Source organism: Cellulosimicrobium funkei, from assembly GCF_001019615.1.
In the GTDB taxonomy this organism is placed as follows: Bacteria; Actinomycetota; Actinomycetes; order Actinomycetales; family Cellulomonadaceae; genus Cellulosimicrobium; species Cellulosimicrobium cellulans_E.
Genome location: NZ_JNBQ01000004.1, coordinates 176,930 through 196,214, shown reverse-complemented (window position 1 = coordinate 196,214; position 19,285 = coordinate 176,930). Strand labels below are relative to the sequence as shown.

The following is a 19,285-nucleotide window of genomic DNA, read 5'->3' as shown; positions in this document are numbered from 1 at the left end:
CCTCGTGCTGCGTCGGGTACGCCGGGAGACACACCCGGGCACCGAGTCTGACTGGCGAGAGCGCATCGCGCACCCTCGCACGCCGAGTACCGTATGTGAGCGTGAACACCCACGCCCCCTCGGGGACCCAGGTCCGCATCGCCCACGGCGAGCACGCAGCGACGATCACCGAGGTGGGAGCGGCCGTGCGCGAGTACACGGTCGGCGGCCGGCCCGTCTTCACGTCCTTCCCGGAGGACGAGGTCGCGCCCGCGTTCAACGGCGCGGTCCTGCTCCCCTGGCCCAACCGCCTGCGCGACGGCGCGTACGAGGTGGACGGCACGGCGTACCAGGTGCCCGTGTCGGAGCCCGACCGCGGCACCGCGCTGCACGGGCTCGCGTGCTGGCAGCGCTGGGTCGTCGTCGAGCACGCCGCGTCCGCCGCGACGCTCGAGCTGCACCTGCCGCCGTCGCCCGGCTACCCGTTCGACCTCGTCACGCGCGTGACCTACTCGCTCGACGACGCCGGGCTGCGCGTCCACGTGCGCACGACGAATGTCGGCGCCGCGACGGCGCCGTACGGCATCGGGTTCCACCCGTGGCTGTCCGCGGACGGCGCGAACCTCGACGAGTGCACGCTGCGCCTCGACGCCGCGACGCGCGTCACGACCGACGAGCGGCTCCTGCCCACGGGCACCGAGCCCGCCGCGGGGAGCTACGACCTGCGCGAGCCGCGCCTGCTCGCGGGCGTCGACCTGGACGACGCCTACGTCGACGTGCTGCGCGACGCCGACGGCCTGTCCTGGATGCGCCTCGCCGCTCCCGACGGCCGCACGTCGGCCGTCTGGATGGACGGCTCGATGGACACCTGGCAGGTCTGCACGGGCGACCACGTCGGGGACGTCGCGTTCCGCCGGTCCGGCGTCGCGGCGGAGCCCATGAGCTGCATCGCGGACGCGTTCCGCACCGGCGAGCGCCTCGTGCGGCTCGAGCCGGGCGCCTCGCACGAGGTCACCTGGGGCGCGACGCTGCTCTGACCAGCCCCCGTCGCGGGCGGTCCGTCCCCTATGTCCGGCTGGACACGCCGTCCCTACGAGCCCGTTTCGACCCGCGCCGCCCGCGTCGGGGAGAATGGCGCCCGTGGAAGACGCGGTGAGTCGAGAGGTACGGATCTGCGTCGTCGGCGACGAGCTGAGCGCCGGCGTCGGCGACGCGAAGGCCCTGGGGTGGGCGGGGCGCGTCGTCGCGCGCACGCGCTTCCCCCAGCCGGCGTACGTGTTCCCGCTCGCCATCCCCGGCGAGACGACGACGGCGCTCAGCCAGCGCTGGGAGGCGGAGACAGCGCGGCGGTTCGCCCCGGAGCCGGACGTGGACAACCGCCTCGTCATCGGCCTCGGCCGTCACGACCTCGACGCGGGGCTGTCGGTCGCCCGCTCGCGCCTCAACCTCGCGAACGTGCTCGACGTCGCGGAGTCGCACCGGCTGCCGACGTTCGTCGTGGGGCCCCCGCCGGGGCACGCGCAGGACGCGGAGCGGCTCGCCGAGCTCTCGCACGCCTTCTCGGACGTCGCGAACCGGCGCCGCGTGCCGTACGTGGACACGTTCAGCCCGCTCGTGACGCACGAGCAGTGGCTCGCGGACCTCGCGCAGAGCGGCAACGGCTTCCCCGGCCAGGCGGGCTACGGGCTCATGGCCTGGCTCGTGCTGCACACGGGCTGGCACGCCTGGCTGGGTCTGCCGGACGACACGGTCTGAACCACCCACGCACGACGACGGCCCGTCGTCCCGGGAGCGATCCCGGGACGGCGGGCCGTCGGCGCGCGGGTGTCAGCCGCGCGAGACCGTGAGGTCGCCCGAGACGGTGTTCGCCGAGACGTACGCGCCGCGGGCGCCGGGCTGGTCGACGTGGTCGACCGACGTCGTGCGCTGCGCGGTGGAGTCCAGGCGGACGCCGTCGAGCACGGCCTTGCCCGTGACGCTGCGGGCCTTGAGGTTGACCGGCGACCCGGCGCCGAGGCGCACGGCCACGTCGCCGGAGACTGTGCGCGCGTCGACGAGCGGGGTGCTCTCGCGCGCGACGACCTCGACGCCGCTCGTCACGGTGTTGACGGACACGCGGCCGAGCGTCCCGCCGAGCGTGACCGCACCGGACGCGGTGCTCACGTGGACGTCGCCGACGTGCTCGCCGACGTCCACGGCGCCGGTCGCCGTCTTGATCGACGCCGTGCCCGACACGCCCTGGACGCGGACGGCGCCCGTCGCGGTCGTCACGGACAGGTCCGCCTGCGTGCCGAGGACGCTCGCGGCGGCGCGCGCGGTCGTCACCTTGACCGGCACGTGCGCGGGGACGGTCAGCCGCACGACGGCGCGGTCCTTGTCTCGCAGGCCCTTGGCCCGCTCGACGAGGCCCTCGACGCCGGCGAAGTCGTAGCCGACGCGCAGCTCGCCGTCGTGCACGCTCACCTGGAGCGGGCGCTCGGACACCTCGCTGACGTCGAGGTGGGCCCCGGCCTCGCGCGCGGGGTCGGCGACGACGTCGACCGCGCCGTCGGTGAGCTGGACGACGACGCGCCGGACGTCGGCGACGTCGACGGTCTGGGGGGCGTTGATGACCCAGGACTCGGTGCTCATGCGCTTCTCCTCGTTCGGTTCTCTGGTTCGGGGGTGCGGTGCGTTCGTCGAGGGGTTCTCGTGATCGTCGGTCAGGGCAGGGTCGCTCGCACGGCCTTGCGCGCGCTGTCGAGCACGGTGCGCAGGGTGTCGACCGTGAGCTCCGAGACGACGCTCGCGGCGTCGGCGCGACGCAGGTCGGCGCGCACGTCCTCGCGGAAGCGCTGGAGCAGCGCCTCGGCCTCCATGCGCCACGCGTAGGACTCGCGGCGTCGCGGGTCCGGCCCGCCGTCGCGCGGGCGGGCGCGCGCCGTCTGCGCGGCGGCCGCGAGCTCGGCCCGCAGGCCCTTCAGCGAGCCCTGCACGTCGGCGCGCAGCGCCTCGGCGCGCTGGCGCACCGTCTCGGCGATGCCGTGCTCGAGCGCGGCGACGTCGGCCCGACGCGCCTCGATCTCCGCGCGCCCCGCGGGCGTCAGCTCGTAGGTCGTCTTGCGGCCGTCGGCGCTGCGGTGCACGAGGCCCTCGTCCTCGAGCCGCGCGAGCCGGGGGTAGATGGTCCCGGCGCTCGGCCGGTACGTGCCGCCGAAGCGCTCCGAGAGCTCGGTGATGAGCTCGTAGCCGTGCTTGGGCCCGGTGTCGAGGAGCGCGAGGAGGTAGAGCCGGAGCTCGCCGTGCGCGAAGACGGTGGCCATCAGCGGTCCACCGGCCCGCCCGACGACGCGGCTCCCGGGGCTCCCGGGCTCCCCCACGCGGGGGCGTCCGCGCCGGCCGGGGCGTCCTCGACCGGGCTCTCGTCCCACGGGGCCTCGTCGGGAGCCCCCCGGAGGACGGTCACGTCGCCGGAGACGGCGGAGACCCGGACCGGCGCACCCTTCCCGTACCGCGCGGGCTGGTGGAACGAGCGCGCGGTCCCGCGCTGCTCCGCGCCGTCCACGAGGAGGCGCCCGCTCACGCAGCGGATCGCGTAGTCCATCGCGTCGGGGTCCGGCAGGCGCACGAGCACGTCGGCGGAGACCGCGCTCACGACGATCTCGGACGGGGTCGTGCGCGTGTCGACGGTGACGGAGCCCGAGACCGACTCGAGGCGGAGCGAGTGCAGCGCGCCGGTCGCCGTGAGGCCGCCAGACACGGAGTCCATCCGGACCGGGCCGTCGTGCTCGCTCGCCGAGACCTCGCCCGAGACCGTGTCGACACGGAGCTCCCCGTGCGTGCGGCTCGTCATCACGGAACCGGAGACGGTCGCGAGCCGGGCGCCGTCGCGCACGCCCGCGACGAGGGCCTCCCCCTGCACGGTCGCGACCTTGACCTGCGTCGTCGCCGGCACGGCGACGTGCACGTCCGCCGCGTCCTTGCCGGTGTAGGTGCGGAAGCGCTCGAGGAAGCCCTTCCAGCCCGCGACGAACGGTCCGTAGCCGACCCGGAGCGTGGTCCCCTCGAGACGCACCTCCAGGGGGCGGCCGACCACCGAGTGGACCTCGACGCGCGTGTCGGTGCGCGTCGGGTCGTCGTGCGCGACCACGTCGATGCGACCGCCGATGACGGTCGCGTCGAGCGTCCGCACGTGCGCCAGGTCGATGGCCTGCGGACCCGTGACGGTCCAGCTCTCCTGCGTCATCCGTGGCTCCGTCCGTGGTCGCGTCCCGCGCGGCCGCGACGGCGACTCTCGTGGGCACTCGCGATATATCGCGTTCTGGCAGACACGATATATCGCGTGCTCGACCCTGGCAAGGGGTCGCGTGTGGGACGATGGGAGGCGGACTTGACCCGCCGGGACCGGCGGGACTCCCCCGATCGTCAGGAGAACACCATGAGCAAGCGCGGACGCAAGCGTCGCAGCCGCAAGGGCAACGCCGCGAACCACGGCAAGCGCCCCAACGCCTGAGACGGCGCGCCCCCACGGGGGACGACGAGAGGGCCCGTACCGACGACGTCGGTACGGGCCCTCTCTCGTTCTCCGTCCGTCGGGGCAGGTGCCCCGCGGACGGTGCTCAGCGGCTCTCGACGACCGTCGTCGTCGTGACCATGACGGTGAGCTGCGTGTGGATGCGCTCCCGCAGCCCCGCGGGCGCCTTCTCGTGGCACGAGCGGCGCACGAGCTGCTTGACGAGCTCCTCGACGCTCAGCTCGGCGAGGCACGGCGAGCAGTGCGCGACGTGCGCGCGCATGCGCAGCTCGTCGTCCGGCGTCATCTCCGAGTCGAGGTACTCGTAGAGGTGCGTGAGCGCGTGCTCGCACTCCGACTCGCCCGCCGTCGAGTGCGGGATGGGCGTCACCGACTCCTCGACCGGGCCGCGCCCCGGGATCCGGCTCTCTGACGTGCTCACGACTCACCTCCGGGGCTCTTCGCCCCCACCAGTCCTCGCCTCACGGCGTAGTCGGCCAGCAGCTCGCGCAGCTGGCGCCTGCCTCGGTGCAGGCGGGACATGACCGTGCCGATCGGTGTCCCCATGATCTCCGCGATCTCCTTGTACGGGAAGCCCTCGACGTCCGCGTAGTACACGACCATGCGCCGGTCCTCGGGCAGCTCCTGGAGCGCGCGCTTCACGTCCGAGTCCGGCAGGCGGTCGAGCGCCTCCGCCTCGGCCGAGCGCAGCCCCTGCGACGTGTGCGACGCCGCGCGCGCGATCTGCCAGTCCTCGACGTCGTCCGTCTGGGCCTGCTGCGGCTCGCGCTGCTTCTTGCGGTACGTGTTGATGAACGTGTTCGTGAGGATGCGGTAGAGCCACGCCTTGAGGTTCGTGCCCGGCCGGTACTGGTGGAACGCCGCGAACGCCTTCGCGAACGTCTCCTGCACCAGGTCCTCGGCGTCCGACGGGTTGCGCGTCATGCGCAGCGCCGCGGAGTACAGCTGGTCGAGGTACTGGAGCGCGTCCTGCTCGAACCGTGCGGCGCGCGCGGCGTCGCTCTCGGTCTGCGGCGCGCGGTTGGTGTCCTCGGCGTCCGTGTCCGTGGGCAGCGTCGTGCCCTCGACCGGCGTCGTTCCCGACGTCGTCGCGGGGCTGCCGGAGACGTCGCTGCCGGAGATTCGCTCTGTCATCAACAACGAGCCTAGTCCCCTGTTCGTCTGGGTGTCCGGTGACGTGACCGGCGCCGACCACGCGGCGGCGAACGCCGCGTCCGCCGTCGACGCCTCGGGGGTCGACGATGCGGCCCGGGCGGCGGGTGCGGGGGTCTCGAGCAGGACGGTCACGAGTGGTGCAACCCGAACGTGCTCGCGCGCATTCCCGCGGCCCGGAGCGCCCCGCGGCGCGCCGCGCGCGACGCACCCGGCGTCGCTAGCGTGGCGCCATGACGACCTCGCAGACCCCGTCCCGCTTCCTCACCCTGCTGCGCGAGCAGGTCGGGCACGAGCTCGACGCGCACCAGCAGTACATCGCGATCGCCGTGTGGTTCGACGCCCACGACCTGCCGCAGCTCGCCGCGCACTTCTACCGGCAGTCGGTGGAGGAGCGCAACCACGCGATGATGATCGTGCGGTACCACCTCGACCGGGACCTGCCCGTCGAGATCCCCGGCTCCGGCCCGGTCCGCAACGACTTCGCGGACGTCGTCGAGCCGCTGCGGCTCGCGCTCGACCAGGAGAAGCAGGTCACCGCGCAGATCGAGGCGATCTTCCGCGCCGCGCGCGAGGAGGGCGACGCCCTGGGCGAGCAGTTCCTCCTGTGGTTCCTCAAGGAGCAGGTGGAGGAGGTCGCCTCCGCGACCACCCTGCTCACCGTCGCGCAGCGCGCGGGCGACAACCTGTTCGACCTCGAGAACTTCGTCGCGCGGGAGACGATCGGCGACGCCGGCGAGTCGGCCGACGCCCCGGAGGCCGCGGGCGGCGCGCTCTGACGCGCACACGTGAGGAGTGCCTCACGGGCCGCAGGTGGCGCCGTCCCGGCGGTCGCGGCAGGCTGGGACCGACCGGTGCACGCCCGAGGCGGGCACCGGCGAGTCACCGGCGATGAGGAGAGAACCGATGCTGCTGCGTCACCTCGCGAGGCCCATGCTGGCCTCGTGGTTCGTCTACGACGGGCTCCAGGCCGCGCTCAAGCCCGCCGAGCACGTGCGAGCCGCGCGCTCGGGCGTCGAGCTCGTCGAGAAGAGCGCCGGCATCGAGGCCCCGCTCAGCGAGAAGCAGGTCGCGACGCTCGTGCGCGCCCACGGCGCCGCGACGGCCGTCGCCGGGCTGTTCCTCGCCGTCGGCAAGGCCCCCCGCACGGCCGCCCTGACCCTCGCCGCGCTCACGGTGCCCCTCGCGGTCGTCAACCAGCCCTTCACCTCGGGCGAGGCGACGCGCGCCGAGCGCACGCGCAAGTTCGTCGCGAACGTCGGCGCGATCGGTGCGGCGCTCATCGCGGGCGCGGACTACGAGGGCCGCCCGGGCGTGCAGTGGCGGCTCGAGAAGGCCCGGCACGACCTCGCGCTCGCCAAGCAGGCGAAGCAGGAGGCCGTGGTCGCGAGCGCGAAGGGGGCCGTGAAGGACGTCTCGACCTCGGCCCGGGGAGCGGCGAAGGAGGCGAGCCGCTCCACGAAGAACGCGGCGAAGCACGCGGCCAAGGAGGCGGGACGCTCGGCGCGACGCGCGACGAAGGCCGCCCAGCAGGCCGCGGAGCACGCCGCGACCCTCGCCGCGGGGGCCGTGCACGACGCCGAGGCCGCGGTCCGGGCGAAGGTCGCCTGACACGGTCGTGACGTGACCGCGCGGCGGGACGCTCCGCCGTCGGGCACCGTCCCTCCACTAGCCTGGAGGCCATGACGACCTCGCCCTCCGCCGCGCCCGTGCCCCCCGCCGTCGACGAGGGCTGGGCGGCGCCCACGGCGGGCGGGCCGCTCGACGCGACGGTCGAGGTCCCGGGCTCGAAGTCGCTGACGAACCGGCTGCTCGTGCTCGCCGCGCTCGCCGACGGGCCCGGGACCCTGCGCGGCGCCCTGCGCAGCCGCGACGCCGACCTCATGATCGCCGCCCTGCGCACGCTCGGCGTCGGCGTCGAGGAGGGCGCGTCGCCCAGCGAGCTGCGCGTGACCCCCGGTCCGCTGCGCGGACCCGTCGAGGTGGACTGCGGCCTGGCCGGCACCGTCATGCGCTTCCTCCCGCCGCTCGCGGCGCTCGCCGGCGGCACGGTCCGGTTCGACGGCGACGAGGGCGCGCGCGTGCGCCCCATGGGCCCGGTCCTCGCCGCGCTCAGCGCGCTGGACGTCCCGGTGGAGGGCGACGGCGACGGGCTGCCGACGACGCTCCCCTTCACGATCCGCGGCCGCGGCCGGGTGCGCGGCGGGTCGGTCGACGTCGACGCGTCGGCGTCGAGCCAGTTCGTCTCGGGGCTCCTCCTCGCCGCCGCGCGCTACGACCAGGGCCTCACGGTGCGGCACATCGGCCACACGCTGCCGAGCATGCCGCACATCGAGATGACGGTGGAGGTCCTGCGGGAGGTCGGCGTCGTCGTCGACGACTCCCGGCCCGCGATCTGGCGGGTCGAGCCCGGTCCGATCGCGGCGCGCGACGTGCAGGTCGAGCCCGACCTGTCGAACGCCGCCCCCTTCCTCGCCGCCGCGCTCGTCGCGGGGGGCACCGTGCGCGTCACGGGCTGGCCGACGGCGACGACCCAGCCGGGCGCGATGGTCCCCGAGCTGCTCGAGTCCATGGGCGCGACCGCGTCGCTGGACGGCGACGTGCTGTCCGTGACGGGCACGGGCGAGGTGCGCGGCGTCGACGTCGACCTGCACGCCGCCGGCGAGCTCGCGCCGACGATCGCCGCGCTGGCCGCCCTGGCCGACTCCCCCAGCCGCCTGCGCGGCATCGCCCACCTGCGCGGGCACGAGACCGACCGGCTCGCCGCGCTCGCGACGGAGATCACGCGCCTCGGCGGGCAGGCGGAGGAGACGCGTGACGGCCTCGTCATCACGCCGCGCCCCCTGCACGGTGCGCTGTTCCGCACGTACCACGACCACCGCATGGCGACGTCCGCCGCCGTCATCGGCCTGCGCGTCCCGGGGGTCGGCGTCGAGAACGTCGAGACGACCGCCAAGACGCTGCCCGGGTTCGCGGGGATGTGGGAGCGCATGCTCGGGGGCAGGTCCGGATCCGGCACGGGAGCGGCGGCCCGCTGATGGCGCGCCGCGTCCCGGACGAGTCCGACTTCCGCGCGCGCCCCGGCAAGCACGGCAGCCGCCCCCGCACCAAGCAGCGGCCCGAGCACGCGGACGCGGTGACGGGGTTCGTCACGGGCGTGGACCGGGGCCGGTACACGCTGCTGGTCGGTCACCACGGCGGTGCCGGCGAGCGGACCGCCGACGGCTCGAACGACGGGACCGGCGGCGACGAGCGCACGGTCCTCGCGATGAAGGCACGCGAGCTCGGCCGCACGCGCATCGTGTGCGGGGACCGCGTCGACCTCGTCGGGGACGTGTCCGGGGACGACGGGTCGCTCGCGCGGATCGTGCGCATCCAGGACCGGTCGTCGGTGCTGCGCCGCACGGCCGACGACACCGACCCCTACGAGCGGGTCATCGTCGCGAACGCCGACCAGCTCGTCGTCGTCACCGCGCTCGCGGAGCCCGAGCCGCGCACGCGCATGATCGACCGGTGCGTGGTCGCCGCGTACGACGCCGGCATGGACGTCCTGCTGTGCCTCACCAAGGCGGACCTCGCCGACCCGGAGCCGCTGCGCGCGCTGTACGAGCCGCTCGGGGTCTCCGTCGTCGTGACGCGCCGCGCGCCCGACGGGCTCGCGCCCGACGGCTGGGCGATCGAGCCGCTCGACGCGGTGCGTGACGCGCTCGCCGGGCGCACGTCCGTGTTCGTCGGGCACTCCGGCGTCGGCAAGTCGACGCTCGTCAACGCGCTCGTCCCGGACGCGCAGCGCGCGACCGGTCACGTCAACGACGTCACGGGCCGCGGCAGGCACACGTCCACGTCCGCCGTCGCGCTGCGCCTGCCCGGCGGCGGATGGGTCATCGACACCCCCGGCGTGCGGTCGTTCGGCCTCGCGCACGTCCAGGTCGACCACCTGCTGCGCGCGTTCGAGGACCTCGACGCCGTCGCCGCGGGCTGCCCGCGCGGGTGCACCCACCTCGACGACGCCCCGGACTGCGCGCTCGACGAGTGGGTCGAGGCGTCGCCCGACGACGAGGCGCGCGCCGCCCGCGCCGCGCGCCTCGAGTCGTTCCGCCGCGTGCTCGCCTCGCGCACCGGCGCGGCCTGAGCCCTGGCCCGCGCGGCGCCTCCCTCGCGCCGGGCGGGCACCGCTACGGTGTGAGCCATGACGCCCCCCTCGACGCGCGGCTACGACGACGACCTGCGCCTCGCCCACGTGATCGCCGACCAGGTCGACGCGCACACGATGTCGCGCTTCAAGGCGCTCGACCTGCACGTCGAGTCCAAGCCGGACTCGACGCCGGTGAGCGACGCCGACCGCACCGCCGAGGAGATCATCCGCGGCCAGCTCGGCCGGGCGCGTGGTCGCGACGCGATCGTCGGCGAGGAGTTCGGCGAGACCGGTCACGGCGCGCGGCGCTGGATCGTCGACCCGATCGACGGGACCAAGAACTTTGTGCGCGGCGTGCCCGTGTGGGCGACGCTCATCGCGCTCGCCGACGGCGACGAGGTCGTCGTCGGGCTCGTCTCGGCACCCGCGCTGGGTCGGCGCTGGTGGGCGGCGAAGGGCACCGGCGCGTGGACCGGCAAGTCGCTCGCCGCCGCGTCGCGGCTGCAGGTGTCGGGCGTCTCGGCGTGGTCCGACGCCTCGTTCGCCTACGCGTCGCTCGACGGCTGGGAGGAGCGCGGGAAGCTCGAGCCGTTCCTCGACCTCCTGCGCGGCGCGTGGCGCACGCGCGGCTACGGCGACTTCTGGTCGTACATGCTCGTCGCCGAGGGCGCCGCCGACGCGGCCGCCGAGCCCGAGCTCGAGCTCTACGACATGGCCGCGCTCGTGCCCATCGTCACCGAGGCCGGCGGCCGGTTCACGTCGCTCGACGGCGCCGACGGCCCGTGGGGCGGCAACGCCGTCGCGACGAACGGGCTGCTGCACGACGAGGTGCTCGGCCGCCTCGGCTGACGCGGACCGCCGTCGGGCACCGCCTGGCTCCCGACCGGCCGCCCCGCACCGCGGAGCCGTCAGCCGCGCGGCACGTCCTTGAGCTCGGACCAGTCGTACCAGAGCAGGTCGCGCTCGTTGACCCGGTCGATCGCGGCGTCGAGCGCCGCGTCGGCACCCGGGCCGTCGTCGTCGGCCGCGGCGAGCACCGCCGCGACGTCCTCGACGGCCTCGGGCTCGTCGACGTGCACGCACACGATCGCGACGTCGGGCACGGTCCGCAGGACCTCGACCGCGCTGGGCGCAGGTGCGTCCTCGTCGTCGGAGTCGTCGGCGCCCACGACCTGCACCGCGCCGTCGGGAACCTCGAGCGTCACGACGAGCCGCTGGCGCGGCGCGTCCGGGCGCGCCGCGACGAGCGCGAGCGAGTCGTCCGCCGCCTCGAGCGCGGCCGCGTACTCCAGGCCCTCCTCGTCCTCGTCGGGCAGCGCGCGCGTCAGCGCGGCGGTCACGGCGTGGGCGCCGCGCGGGGCGACGCTCCAGCGGGCGGCGTCGGCGGTCACGGTGACGGCGTCGAGCTCGTCGAGCGTCGCGGGGAGGTAGATGCGCATGGGTTCAGTGTGCCGCCTCCAGCGCGAGTCCGTGCGCCGCACCACGCCCGGGCTGCGCCGCCTCCCGCACCTGCACGGCGAGCCGCGCCAGGGCACGACGGGCAGGGCTCGCGGGCGCCGACTCCGCGAGCGTCCGACCCTCCCGGAGGCCGAGGTCGACGGCGGCGTCCTCGGGGACGACGTGCAGGTCGTCGACGCTCGCGTAGCGGGCCATCGCGTCGCGCACCGCTCGCTCGGGCCGGGGCCCGACGACGCTCGCGCGCACGCGGTTCACCACGACGACGCGCGCCGCGCCGACGCACGCGCCCGTCTCGGCGAGCTCGTCGAGCGCCCGGACCAGACGCTGGAGCCCGACGGGATCCCCCGCGCCGACGACGACCACCACGTCCGCGGCCGCGAGCGCGCTCCACGTCGCGTCGTTGCGCTGCGGGGCGCGGGTGTCGTACGTCAGGAGCTCGTCCCGCTCGATCCCGAAGCCGCAGTCGACGACCGTCCAGTCCGCGACGGACCGCCCGACCTCCCACACGGCGTCGAGCGACGCCCCGGGCACCTCCGGCCACCGGCCCGCCCGGGTCAGGCCCGTCAGCACCCGGACGCGTGGCAGGACCGTGGGCGCCAGCGCGACCAGCCCCGCGCCGTCGAGCGCGCCCTGACCCGCGCTGCGGGCGGCCGCCGCCAGTCCGGGTGACTCGTCGAGCAGGCCGAGCCGCTGGGCGACGCTCCCGCCGTAGGTGTCCGCGTCGACGAGCAGGACCTCCGCGTCGGGCGCCGAGGGGACGGTGGCCGGGACGTCCACGTCCGCGGAGCGCCGCTCCCGGCGCGCCGGACGAGCACGCCGCACGGGCGCCGGTCCCGCGAGCTCGGCGGCGAGGTTCGTCGCCACGGTCGTACGACCGGGTGCGCCGGTCGGCCCCCACACGGCGACGGTCCGCCCGAGGCGGGGCTCCCGCCCCGGGTCGGCGGCGCCGGCGCCGGCGGCCCCCCGGGGGACACCGGGTGCGCCCGTGGCCGCCTCGCGCGGCGGCAGGACGGCCCGGACGACGTCGCACAGCGTGTCCGGCGCGGAGTCCAGGTCGACGACGGCATCGACCCCGTAGGCCCGCACCCGTCCCTCTTCCCACGTCCCGGCCGGGGCGAGCGCGACGATCCGCACGTCGTGGGCGTGCAGGTCCACGACCGCCTGCCGGTCCAGCGCGGGCAGGTCGCACGACACGACCGCGACTCGGCCCGCACCCGCCGCGGCCGCGGCGAGCAGCTCGACGACGTCCGCGCACCGCCGCGTGACCTGGAGCCCGGGAGCGGCGAGCGTCGTGACCACCTCGGCCTCGCGCGCGCCCCGGACCGCGCACAGGACGGTCGCGACCGTGGTCGCGCCGCTCATCCCGCAGCCCCGACCGGGACGAGCGCGATCGTCCCGTCCCCGGCCACCGCCGCGAGCACTGCCGGGAGGTCGTCGACGCCGACCAGGAGGTGGACCGTCGTCGGTCCGCCCACGACGAGCGTCCCCTCGCCCTCGTCGACCTGTGCGACGGTGACGCCCTCGACGAGCAGCTCGGGCTGCGGTGGCTCGTCCCCCGCGGCGGTGCCCGGCTCGGCACCGGCCGTCGGGGGAGCCTCGGGGACGTACCAGACGTCGACCGCCGCCCCGGCGACGATCCGCTCCGAGAGGCCCGTCGTCACGGGGACCGCGACGGCGCGCACCGCGAGGTCGGCGGCCGCACCGAGCGACGACGCGGGGACCAGCTCGCCCGCGGCGACGGTGCGCAGGACGACGGCCTCGTCCGGGAGCCCGTCGGCGGCGAGGAGGTAGCGGTCCGTCTGCGTCCCGAGCCGCACCTCGACCGCCCGCAGGTCCGCCGCGGCCACGGTCGTCCCGGGCGTCAGCGCCGCCCCGGCCGCGTAGACGGTGACGGTCCGGCTCGCGGTGCTCACGGCCCACGACCCGAGGGCCACGGACAGCGCGACCACCACGATCCCCACGAGGAGCCGCGGGTCCTTCCAGCCAGGTCGCCTCAGGCGCACGGCGGGCCGTGGTGCCGGCTCGACCCCCACGGGTCGTTCCCTCGTCGTCGTCATCGATCTCCCCCTTGGTCGTCCGGCACGTCAGCCGTGCCGCGGCTTCATGATCCCCGGTCTGCGCCACCCGTGGCGGTGCCTGTGGACGAGCGTCGAGGCGCGGCGCGCGCGTGCCAGACTGACGCCATGGCCCAGCGGTTCCTCACCCTCGCCGACGTCACGGACGAGCTCAACATCTCCGCGGCGCAGGCGTACGCGCTCGTCCGATCCGGCGAGCTCCCCGCGATCCAGGTGGGCGGCCGAGGGCAGTGGCGCGTCGAGGTCAGCGAGCTCGAGGCGTACATCCAGCGGATGTACGCGCAGACGCGCCAGCGCATCGAGGCCGGCGACTTCGACGCCTGAGCGGCCGCGGCGCCCTCGACCGCCGACCCGACGGCGCCGCGCCGACGCCGCGAACCCCGCGCGCTCCCCCTGCACGCTCCTCACCGCGGGACGAACCCCGTCTCCGACTCGCTGACGCACAGGACCGCGGACCAGGGCACGACCCGCGAGCCGTGCCCGTCGCCCGGGGCGACCTCCAGGTCGACGTGGTCCTTGCCGACCCGCGCGACCCACCCGGGAAAGACACCGGCGGGGGTCCGCACCTGGACGGGCCGACGGTCGCGCATGAGCGCGCGGAGGGCGTGGCCGAGGCCCAGCCGCGCCGACCTCGCCGAGGGCGCGGGCTGGGCATGGCGACCGAGGCCCTGGACGGCGGAGATCGCGCTGGTCGGCACGAGGTGCTGGCGCCGGGCCGCGCCCAGGAGCACCCACTCCTCCGCCGCCTCGCGCAGCTCTCCGGTGACGGCCGACCCGTCGCGCAGCTCGAGCGTGACCGTGCCGGGCGTGCCGCGCAGCCGCTCGACGAGCGTGATCGTCGCGTGCTCCGCACGGGTGAGGTCGGCGACGGCGGCGGCCCGGTCCTGCGACTCGGCGGCGGCGAGCTGCGCCGCGAGGTCGTCGAAGAGGGCGTCCCATCGCACCGGGACACCGTAGCGGTCCCCCGCGCCACCGGCCCGCGCCCTGTCCACATCACGAGAAGACCTCTGGACAGGGGTGGCCGGTCACGCTTAGATCGCTCTGTCGGTATCAAACGACATCAAACGACATCAAGAGCCGTCTTCTTCGGACGGCGACGCAGGGGGCACCGATGGACCGTCGTACCGCCGTACCCGCACGAGCCGGAGGCATCGCCGTCCTCCTCGCGCTCCTCCTCGTCATGGGCGGCGCCGTGACGGCGCTCGCGCTGCGCGCCGCGCACCTCGTGGGCACCCTCCCCGCTGCCCGCCCCGAGCCCTACGTCGAGCTTCTCGCCGTCGCGCTCGGGGCCGTGGCGGCCACGTGGGTGGCCGTCAGCGCCGTCCTCGGCCTGGGCTGCGTCGCCGCACGCGCCGTGGGCCGCTCGTGGGGAGCCGGCGAACGGCTCCTCCTGCGCGCGGCGCCCGCCGTCGTCCGCCGGGCCGCGCGGGTCGGCGTGGGGCTGACCGTGGGTGCAGGCCTCGTCCTCGCCGGAGGGACCGCTCAGGCCGCGACGACCCCGGACGCCGACCCCGGCGTCGTGGCGGTCGACCTGGGCTGGCAGACCTCGGCGCCCGCTCCCGCGCCGTCCGGGCCGGCGCAGCCCGCTCCCCTCCCGACGGACGCACCGGCACCTGCGCTGCCGCACGCTCCCTCGGGCCCGACGACGACCTCCGACCAGCCCGCGCCGACGATCACCGCCCCGACCCCGGGGCCCGGCGACCGCGCGTCCTCCGCACCGGCCGCGCAGTCGGTGCCGTCCGTCACCCCGGACGCTCCGAGCACGCCGTCGGCCCCGGCCTCGCCTTCGGCCCCGGCGCGGGCACAGGCACCCGGAACCGCGACGACGACGGGTCCGTCGGCTCCCGCACGGGCGCCGGAGGCCCGGAGCGCCGCGGCCGATCAGCGCGACGCCGCGCTCACGGTGGTGCGGGAGGTCGCCGCGGACGAGCCGCGCGAGGTCGTCGCCGTGCGCGGCGACTCGCTCTGGTCGATCGCCGCACGCCACCTGCCGGACGGCGCGTCGGACGCGCAGGTGGCCGACGCGGTGCAGCGCTGGTACGCCGCGAACGTCGGGGTCGTCGGCGACGACCCCGACCTCGTCCGCCCGGGCCAGGTGCTCGTCGCACCGGCCTCCTGACGACCGCCCGCCGCGAAGGAGCCCACGATGACCGCTCCCCTGCTGACCACCGCCGACGCCCAGGCCACGACCGGTCCCGCCGCGCCGCCCGACCGGCCCGCGCCGCCCGCCCGCTCCACGAGCGTGCCCGCCGAGCTGCCCGCTCGCCTGCTGCGCTGCGTGGGCGAGCGTGCCGTCCCGACGATGGACCTGACCGACGTCAGGACCGCGCGGGCACGGCAGCACGTCGTGCGGGGACGCCCTCTCGCGCCGCCGACGGCGCCGCTCCCGCTCCCCGACCCGACGGCCCTGTGCTGCGCGGTCGTGCGCGCCGCCGTCGAGGTCGTCCGCGGCGAGCGCACCGTGGGACAGCTCGCGCGGTGGGTGTCGCCGGAGATCTACGAGACGCTCGCCCGACGGTCGCGCCTCGTCGCCGACGGCCCTCGCGCCACGACGACCCGGCCCGTCACCGTGCGCCGCGCCCGCGTGCTGCGGATCGGCGACGGCGTCGCCGAGGGCACCGTCGTGGTCGAGGACGGTGCCCGCGTGCGGGCCGCCGCGGCGCGGCTCGAGGCGCGCCGCGGGACGTGGCGCGTCGTCGCGCTCGAGATCGGGTGACCGACCCTCGGCCGAGACGACGGCGGGGCGCGCCACCCTTGGTGGCACGCCCCGCCGTCGTCGGTCCCGTCACGGCGCACGCCGGACGGGTCGAGGATCACTCCTCGTTCTGGCCGTGGCAGACCTTGTACTTCTTGCCCGAGCCGCACGGGCACTGCGCGTTGCGCGGGGTGCCGGGGAACGTACGACCGTCGCTCTCCACAGCGCTCGCCTCGCCGTGCAGCGCGCGGCGCGAGCGCCGGCTCGCGTCGCCCGAGACGACGGCCTGACCGGTGCCGTCCTCGCTCGGCGCGCTGTACGACAGCGGGACCTGCCGGTCGGGGCCGTCGAGACCCTTGGCGATGAGCGTGCCGGGGCGGTCACCGCTCGGGCCGCCGAACGCGGCCGGGGCCGTGACCGGAGCAGATGCCGGCTCGACCGGCGCGTCCTCGACCGGGGCGTCGGCCGTCGCCGGGGCGTCCTCGACGGGAGCGTCCGTCACGGCGGCGTCCTGCGCCGGAGCGGCGGCCTGCTGGGCCGCCGCCGCGAGACCGGCTGCGGCTCCGGCCGAGGCCGCCCCCGCCGCCCCGCCGAGCGCCTGACCGGCCGCCGACTGCGCGGCCTGGGCCGCGTCCGCGACCGAGATCGCCGGCGCCTGGCCCGGCGCGGCGCCCGGCTCGGCGACCTTGACCTCGAGGTTGAAGAGGTAGCCGACCGTCTCCTCCTTGATGGCCTCGGTCATCGCCTGGAAGAGCTGGAAGCCCTCGCGCTGGTACTCGACGAGCGGGTCGCGCTGGGCCATCGCGCGCAGGCCGATGCCCTCCTTGAGGTAGTCCATCTCGTAGAGGTGCTCGCGCCACTTGCGGTCCAGGACCGAGAGCGTCACGCGCCGCTCGAGCTGGCGCATGTTCGTCGAGCCGAGCTGCTCCTCGCGGTTCTGGTAGGCGATGCGGGCGTCGGAGAGGATCTCCTCGAGCAGCATCTCGCTCGTCAGACGCGTCTCTCCGCCCGCCTGCTCGACGACCTCGTCGGGCTCGATCGAGATGGGGAAGACCGCCTTGAGCGCGGTCCACAGGGCGTCCAGGTCCCAGTGCTCCGGGTTGCCCTCGGCCGTCGCGCCCTCGACGTAGGCGGTGACGACGTCGGTGAGGAAGTGCTGCACCTGCTCCTGGAGGTCTTCGCCCTCGAGCACGCGGCGACGCTCGTCGTAGATGACGGTGCGCTGGCGGGACAGGACGTCGTCGTACTTGAGGACGTTCTTGCGGATCTCGAAGTTGCGCGACTCGACCTGGCCCTGCGCGCTCGCGATGCCGCGCGTGACCATCTTGGACTCGAGCGGCACGTCGTCGGGGAACCCGGCGCGGTTCATCATCGACTCGGCGAGGGTCGAGTTGAACAGGCGCATGAGGTCGTCCTGCATCGACAGGTAGAACCGGGACTCGCCCGGGTCGCCCTGACGACCGGAACGACCGCGCAGCTGGTTGTCGATGCGGCGCGACTCGTGGCGCTCGGTGCCGAGCACGTAGAGGCCACCAAGCTCGCGGACCTCGTCGTGCTCCGCCGCGACCGCGGCCTTCGCCTTCTCGAGCGCGTCGGGCCAGGCGGCCTCGTACTCCTCCGGGTTCTCCGCGGCGTCGAGGCCGCGCGCCGCGAGGTCCGCGACCGCCATGAACTCGGCGTTGCCGCCGAGCATGATGTCGGTACCGCGGCCGGCCATGTTCGTCGCGACCGTGACGGCGCCCTTGCGGCCCGCCAGCGCGACGATCGAGGCCTCGCGCTCGTGCTGCTTCGCGTTGAGGACCTCGTGCGGCACGCCCTGCTTCTTGAGCTTGGACGACAGCAGCTCGGACTTCTCGACGCTCGTCGTACCGACGAGCACCGGCTGACCCTGCGCGTGGCGCTCGACGATGTCCGCGACGACCGCGTCGAACTTGCCCTCCTCGTTCTTGTACACGAGGTCGGCCTGGTCGACGCGCTGCATCGGCCGGTTCGTCGGGATCGGCACCACGCCGAGCTTGTAGGTGCCCTGGAACTCGGCGGCCTCGGTGTCCGCGGTACCGGTCATGCCCGAGAGCTTGGAGTACAGGCGGAAGTAGTTCTGGAGCGTGATCGTGGCGAGCGTCTGGTTCTCCGCCTTGATCTGCACGCCCTCCTTGGCCTCGATGGCCTGGTGCATGCCCTCGTTGTACCGACGGCCGGGCAGGATGCGCCCGGTGTGCTCGTCGACGATCATGACCTCGCCGTTGAGCACGACGTAGTCCTTGTCGCGCTTGAAGAGCTCCTTCGCCTTGATGGCGTTGTTGAGGAACCCGATGAGCGGCGTGTTCAGCGACTCGTAGAGGTTGTCGATGCCGAGGTAGTCCTCGACCTTCTCGATGCCCGGCTCGAGCACGCCGACGGTGCGCTTCTTCTCGTCGACCTCGTAGTCGGCCCCCGGGTTCAGCCGCCGCACGACCTTGGCGAACTCGCCGAACCAGCGGTTCGTGTCGCCCGACGCGGGACCCGAGATGATGAGCGGCGTGCGCGCCTCGTCGATGAGGATCGAGTCGACCTCGTCGACGATCGCGAAGTGGTGGCCACGCTGCACGAGGTCGTCCGTGGACCACGCCATGTTGTCGCGCAGGTAGTCGAAGCCGAACTCGTTGTTCGTCCCGTACGTGATGTCCGCGGCGTACTCCTGGCGGCGCTGCGCGGGCGTCTGGCCGGACAGGATGACGCCGGTCGTCAGGCCGAGGAAGCGGTAGACGCGGCCCATGAGCTCGCTCTGGTACTTCGCCAGGTAGTCGTTGACCGTGACGACGTGCACGCCCTTGCCCTCGAGCGCGTTGAGGTAGGCGGCCGTGGTCGCGACGAGCGTCTTGCCCTCACCGGTCTTCATCTCGGCGATGTTGCCGAGGTGCAGCGCCGCGCCACCCATGAGCTGGACGTCGAAGTGGCGCTGGCCGAGGGTGCGGCGGGACGCCTCGCGCACCGCCGCGAACGCCTCGGGGAGCAGGTCGTCGAGGGTCTCGCCCGCCTCGAGGCGCGCCTTGAAGCGGTCGGTCTCCTCGCGCAGCTCCTCGTCGGTGAGATCCTCGAAGCCCGGCTCGAGCTTGTTGACCTGGTCGGCGATGCCGGACAGCTTCTTGAGGATCCGGCCCTCGCCGATGCGAAGGACCTTGTCGAGGATCGAAGGCACGCAGGACTCCCGTATCGATCGGTGCCCGGGCCGGCTGGTCCGGGAGCAGCGCCGACGCTCTCCCGCGCGGGCGCGCACGGCAGCGGACGTCGGCAACGTC

General features: G+C 75.0%; 21 protein-coding genes. 11 read left to right on the top strand and 10 right to left on the bottom strand.

The window, feature by feature from the left end; genetic code table 11:
• The first annotated feature begins 101 nt into the window (after nt 1-101).
• Nucleotides 102-1,016, top strand: a complete 915-nt coding sequence (locus FB00_RS07020; RefSeq protein ID WP_047232223.1) for an aldose 1-epimerase family protein — start codon at nt 102-104, stop codon at nt 1,014-1,016.
• Between the two features lie 94 nt (nt 1,017-1,110).
• Nucleotides 1,111-1,734 carry a GDSL-type esterase/lipase family protein gene (locus FB00_RS07015; RefSeq protein WP_047232150.1) on the top strand — a complete coding sequence of 208 codons (624 nt, stop codon included), beginning with the start codon at nt 1,111-1,113 and terminating at the stop codon, nt 1,732-1,734.
• A 72-nt stretch (nt 1,735-1,806) separates the two neighbouring features.
• Here FB00_RS07015 and FB00_RS07010 read toward each other — a convergent pair whose 3' ends face one another.
• The 3 genes from FB00_RS07010 to FB00_RS07000 form a co-directional block, all read right to left on the bottom strand.
• The gene (locus FB00_RS07010) at nt 1,807-2,610 is read right to left on the bottom strand and encodes a DUF4097 family beta strand repeat-containing protein (RefSeq protein ID WP_047232149.1); all 804 of its coding nucleotides are present in this window, start codon (nt 2,608-2,610) and stop codon (nt 1,807-1,809) included.
• A 71-nt stretch (nt 2,611-2,681) separates the two neighbouring features.
• Nucleotides 2,682-3,281, bottom strand: a complete 600-nt coding sequence (locus FB00_RS07005) for a PadR family transcriptional regulator (RefSeq protein WP_047232222.1) — start codon at nt 3,279-3,281, stop codon at nt 2,682-2,684.
• Entirely contained in the window at nt 3,281-4,204 is a 924-nt protein-coding gene (locus tag FB00_RS07000; protein WP_047232148.1) for a DUF4097 family beta strand repeat-containing protein, read from the bottom strand. The genes FB00_RS07005 and FB00_RS07000 overlap by 1 nt, the downstream gene beginning before the upstream one ends.
• A gap of 192 nt (nt 4,205-4,396) precedes the next feature.
• Here FB00_RS07000 and FB00_RS23205 point away from each other — a divergent pair, with 192 nt between their 5' ends.
• Nucleotides 4,397-4,471: a 50S ribosomal protein bL37 gene (locus FB00_RS23205; RefSeq protein WP_099052597.1), complete on the top strand. Its 75-nt coding sequence runs from the start codon at nt 4,397-4,399 to the stop codon at nt 4,469-4,471.
• 106 nt (nt 4,472-4,577) lie between these two features.
• Here FB00_RS23205 and rsrA read toward each other — a convergent pair whose 3' ends face one another.
• Nucleotides 4,578-4,913, bottom strand: coding sequence for a mycothiol system anti-sigma-R factor (gene rsrA / locus FB00_RS06995; RefSeq protein ID WP_231581754.1), 336 nt, complete (start codon nt 4,911-4,913; stop codon nt 4,578-4,580).
• Nucleotides 4,910-5,626: a sigma-70 family RNA polymerase sigma factor gene (locus tag FB00_RS06990; RefSeq protein ID WP_047232220.1), complete on the bottom strand. Its 717-nt coding sequence runs from the start codon at nt 5,624-5,626 to the stop codon at nt 4,910-4,912. Before FB00_RS06990 ends, rsrA begins: the two co-directional genes overlap by 4 nt.
• Nucleotides 5,627-5,877: 251 nt before the next feature.
• Here FB00_RS06990 and FB00_RS06985 point away from each other — a divergent pair, with 251 nt between their 5' ends.
• The 5 genes from FB00_RS06985 to hisN all read left to right on the top strand — a co-directional run bounded on the left by FB00_RS06985 (nt 5,878) and on the right by hisN (nt 10,628).
• Nucleotides 5,878-6,423, top strand: coding sequence for a ferritin (locus FB00_RS06985; protein ID WP_047232147.1), 546 nt, complete (start codon nt 5,878-5,880; stop codon nt 6,421-6,423).
• A gap of 127 nt (nt 6,424-6,550) precedes the next feature.
• On the top strand, nt 6,551-7,255 hold the full coding sequence (locus FB00_RS06980; protein ID WP_064314873.1) for a DoxX family membrane protein: 705 nt from the start codon (nt 6,551-6,553) through the stop codon (nt 7,253-7,255).
• 71 nt (nt 7,256-7,326) lie between these two features.
• Nucleotides 7,327-8,682, top strand: a complete 1,356-nt coding sequence (aroA, locus tag FB00_RS06975) for a 3-phosphoshikimate 1-carboxyvinyltransferase (protein WP_047232146.1) — start codon at nt 7,327-7,329, stop codon at nt 8,680-8,682.
• Nucleotides 8,682-9,776: a ribosome small subunit-dependent GTPase A gene (gene rsgA, locus FB00_RS06970; RefSeq protein ID WP_047232145.1), complete on the top strand. Its 1,095-nt coding sequence runs from the start codon at nt 8,682-8,684 to the stop codon at nt 9,774-9,776. The genes aroA and rsgA overlap by 1 nt, the downstream gene beginning before the upstream one ends.
• 57 nt (nt 9,777-9,833) lie before the next feature.
• The gene (gene hisN / locus FB00_RS06965; RefSeq protein ID WP_047232144.1) at nt 9,834-10,628 is read left to right on the top strand and encodes a histidinol-phosphatase; all 795 of its coding nucleotides are present in this window, start codon (nt 9,834-9,836) and stop codon (nt 10,626-10,628) included.
• A 59-nt stretch (nt 10,629-10,687) separates the two neighbouring features.
• Here the strand turns inward: hisN and FB00_RS06960 are convergent, their stop codons facing one another.
• From FB00_RS06960 to FB00_RS06950, 3 genes are read right to left on the bottom strand one after another with little or no spacing between them, the layout of a single operon-like run.
• Nucleotides 10,688-11,218 carry a DUF6912 family protein gene (locus FB00_RS06960; protein WP_047232143.1) on the bottom strand — a complete coding sequence of 177 codons (531 nt, stop codon included), beginning with the start codon at nt 11,216-11,218 and terminating at the stop codon, nt 10,688-10,690.
• 4 nt (nt 11,219-11,222) lie between these two features.
• Nucleotides 11,223-12,599: an AAA family ATPase gene (locus FB00_RS06955; protein ID WP_047232142.1), complete on the bottom strand. Its 1,377-nt coding sequence runs from the start codon at nt 12,597-12,599 to the stop codon at nt 11,223-11,225.
• Nucleotides 12,596-13,294, bottom strand: coding sequence for a hypothetical protein (locus FB00_RS06950; RefSeq protein ID WP_047232141.1), 699 nt, complete (start codon nt 13,292-13,294; stop codon nt 12,596-12,598). The genes FB00_RS06955 and FB00_RS06950 overlap by 4 nt, the downstream gene beginning before the upstream one ends.
• 126 nt (nt 13,295-13,420) lie before the next feature.
• Between FB00_RS06950 and FB00_RS06945 the strand changes: the two genes are divergently transcribed.
• Complete coding sequence (locus FB00_RS06945; RefSeq protein ID WP_047232140.1) at nt 13,421-13,636, top strand: helix-turn-helix domain-containing protein; 216 nt, start codon at nt 13,421-13,423, stop codon at nt 13,634-13,636.
• An 80-nt stretch (nt 13,637-13,716) separates the two neighbouring features.
• Here the strand turns inward: FB00_RS06945 and FB00_RS06940 are convergent, their stop codons facing one another.
• Nucleotides 13,717-14,256 carry a hypothetical protein gene (locus FB00_RS06940; protein WP_047232218.1) on the bottom strand — a complete coding sequence of 180 codons (540 nt, stop codon included), beginning with the start codon at nt 14,254-14,256 and terminating at the stop codon, nt 13,717-13,719.
• A gap of 167 nt (nt 14,257-14,423) precedes the next feature.
• Between FB00_RS06940 and FB00_RS06935 the strand changes: the two genes are divergently transcribed.
• Complete coding sequence (locus FB00_RS06935; RefSeq protein WP_047232139.1) at nt 14,424-15,431, top strand: LysM peptidoglycan-binding domain-containing protein; 1,008 nt, start codon at nt 14,424-14,426, stop codon at nt 15,429-15,431.
• Nucleotides 15,432-15,458: 27 nt separating this feature from the next.
• Nucleotides 15,459-16,028, top strand: a complete 570-nt coding sequence (locus FB00_RS06930) for an Rv3235 family protein (RefSeq protein WP_052877513.1) — start codon at nt 15,459-15,461, stop codon at nt 16,026-16,028.
• 97 nt (nt 16,029-16,125) lie between these two features.
• Here FB00_RS06930 and secA read toward each other — a convergent pair whose 3' ends face one another.
• A complete protein-coding gene (secA, locus tag FB00_RS06925; protein ID WP_047232138.1) occupies nt 16,126-19,185 on the bottom strand; it encodes a preprotein translocase subunit SecA in 3,060 nt (1,019 codons plus the stop codon).
• Between the last annotated feature and the right edge of the window lie 100 nt (nt 19,186-19,285).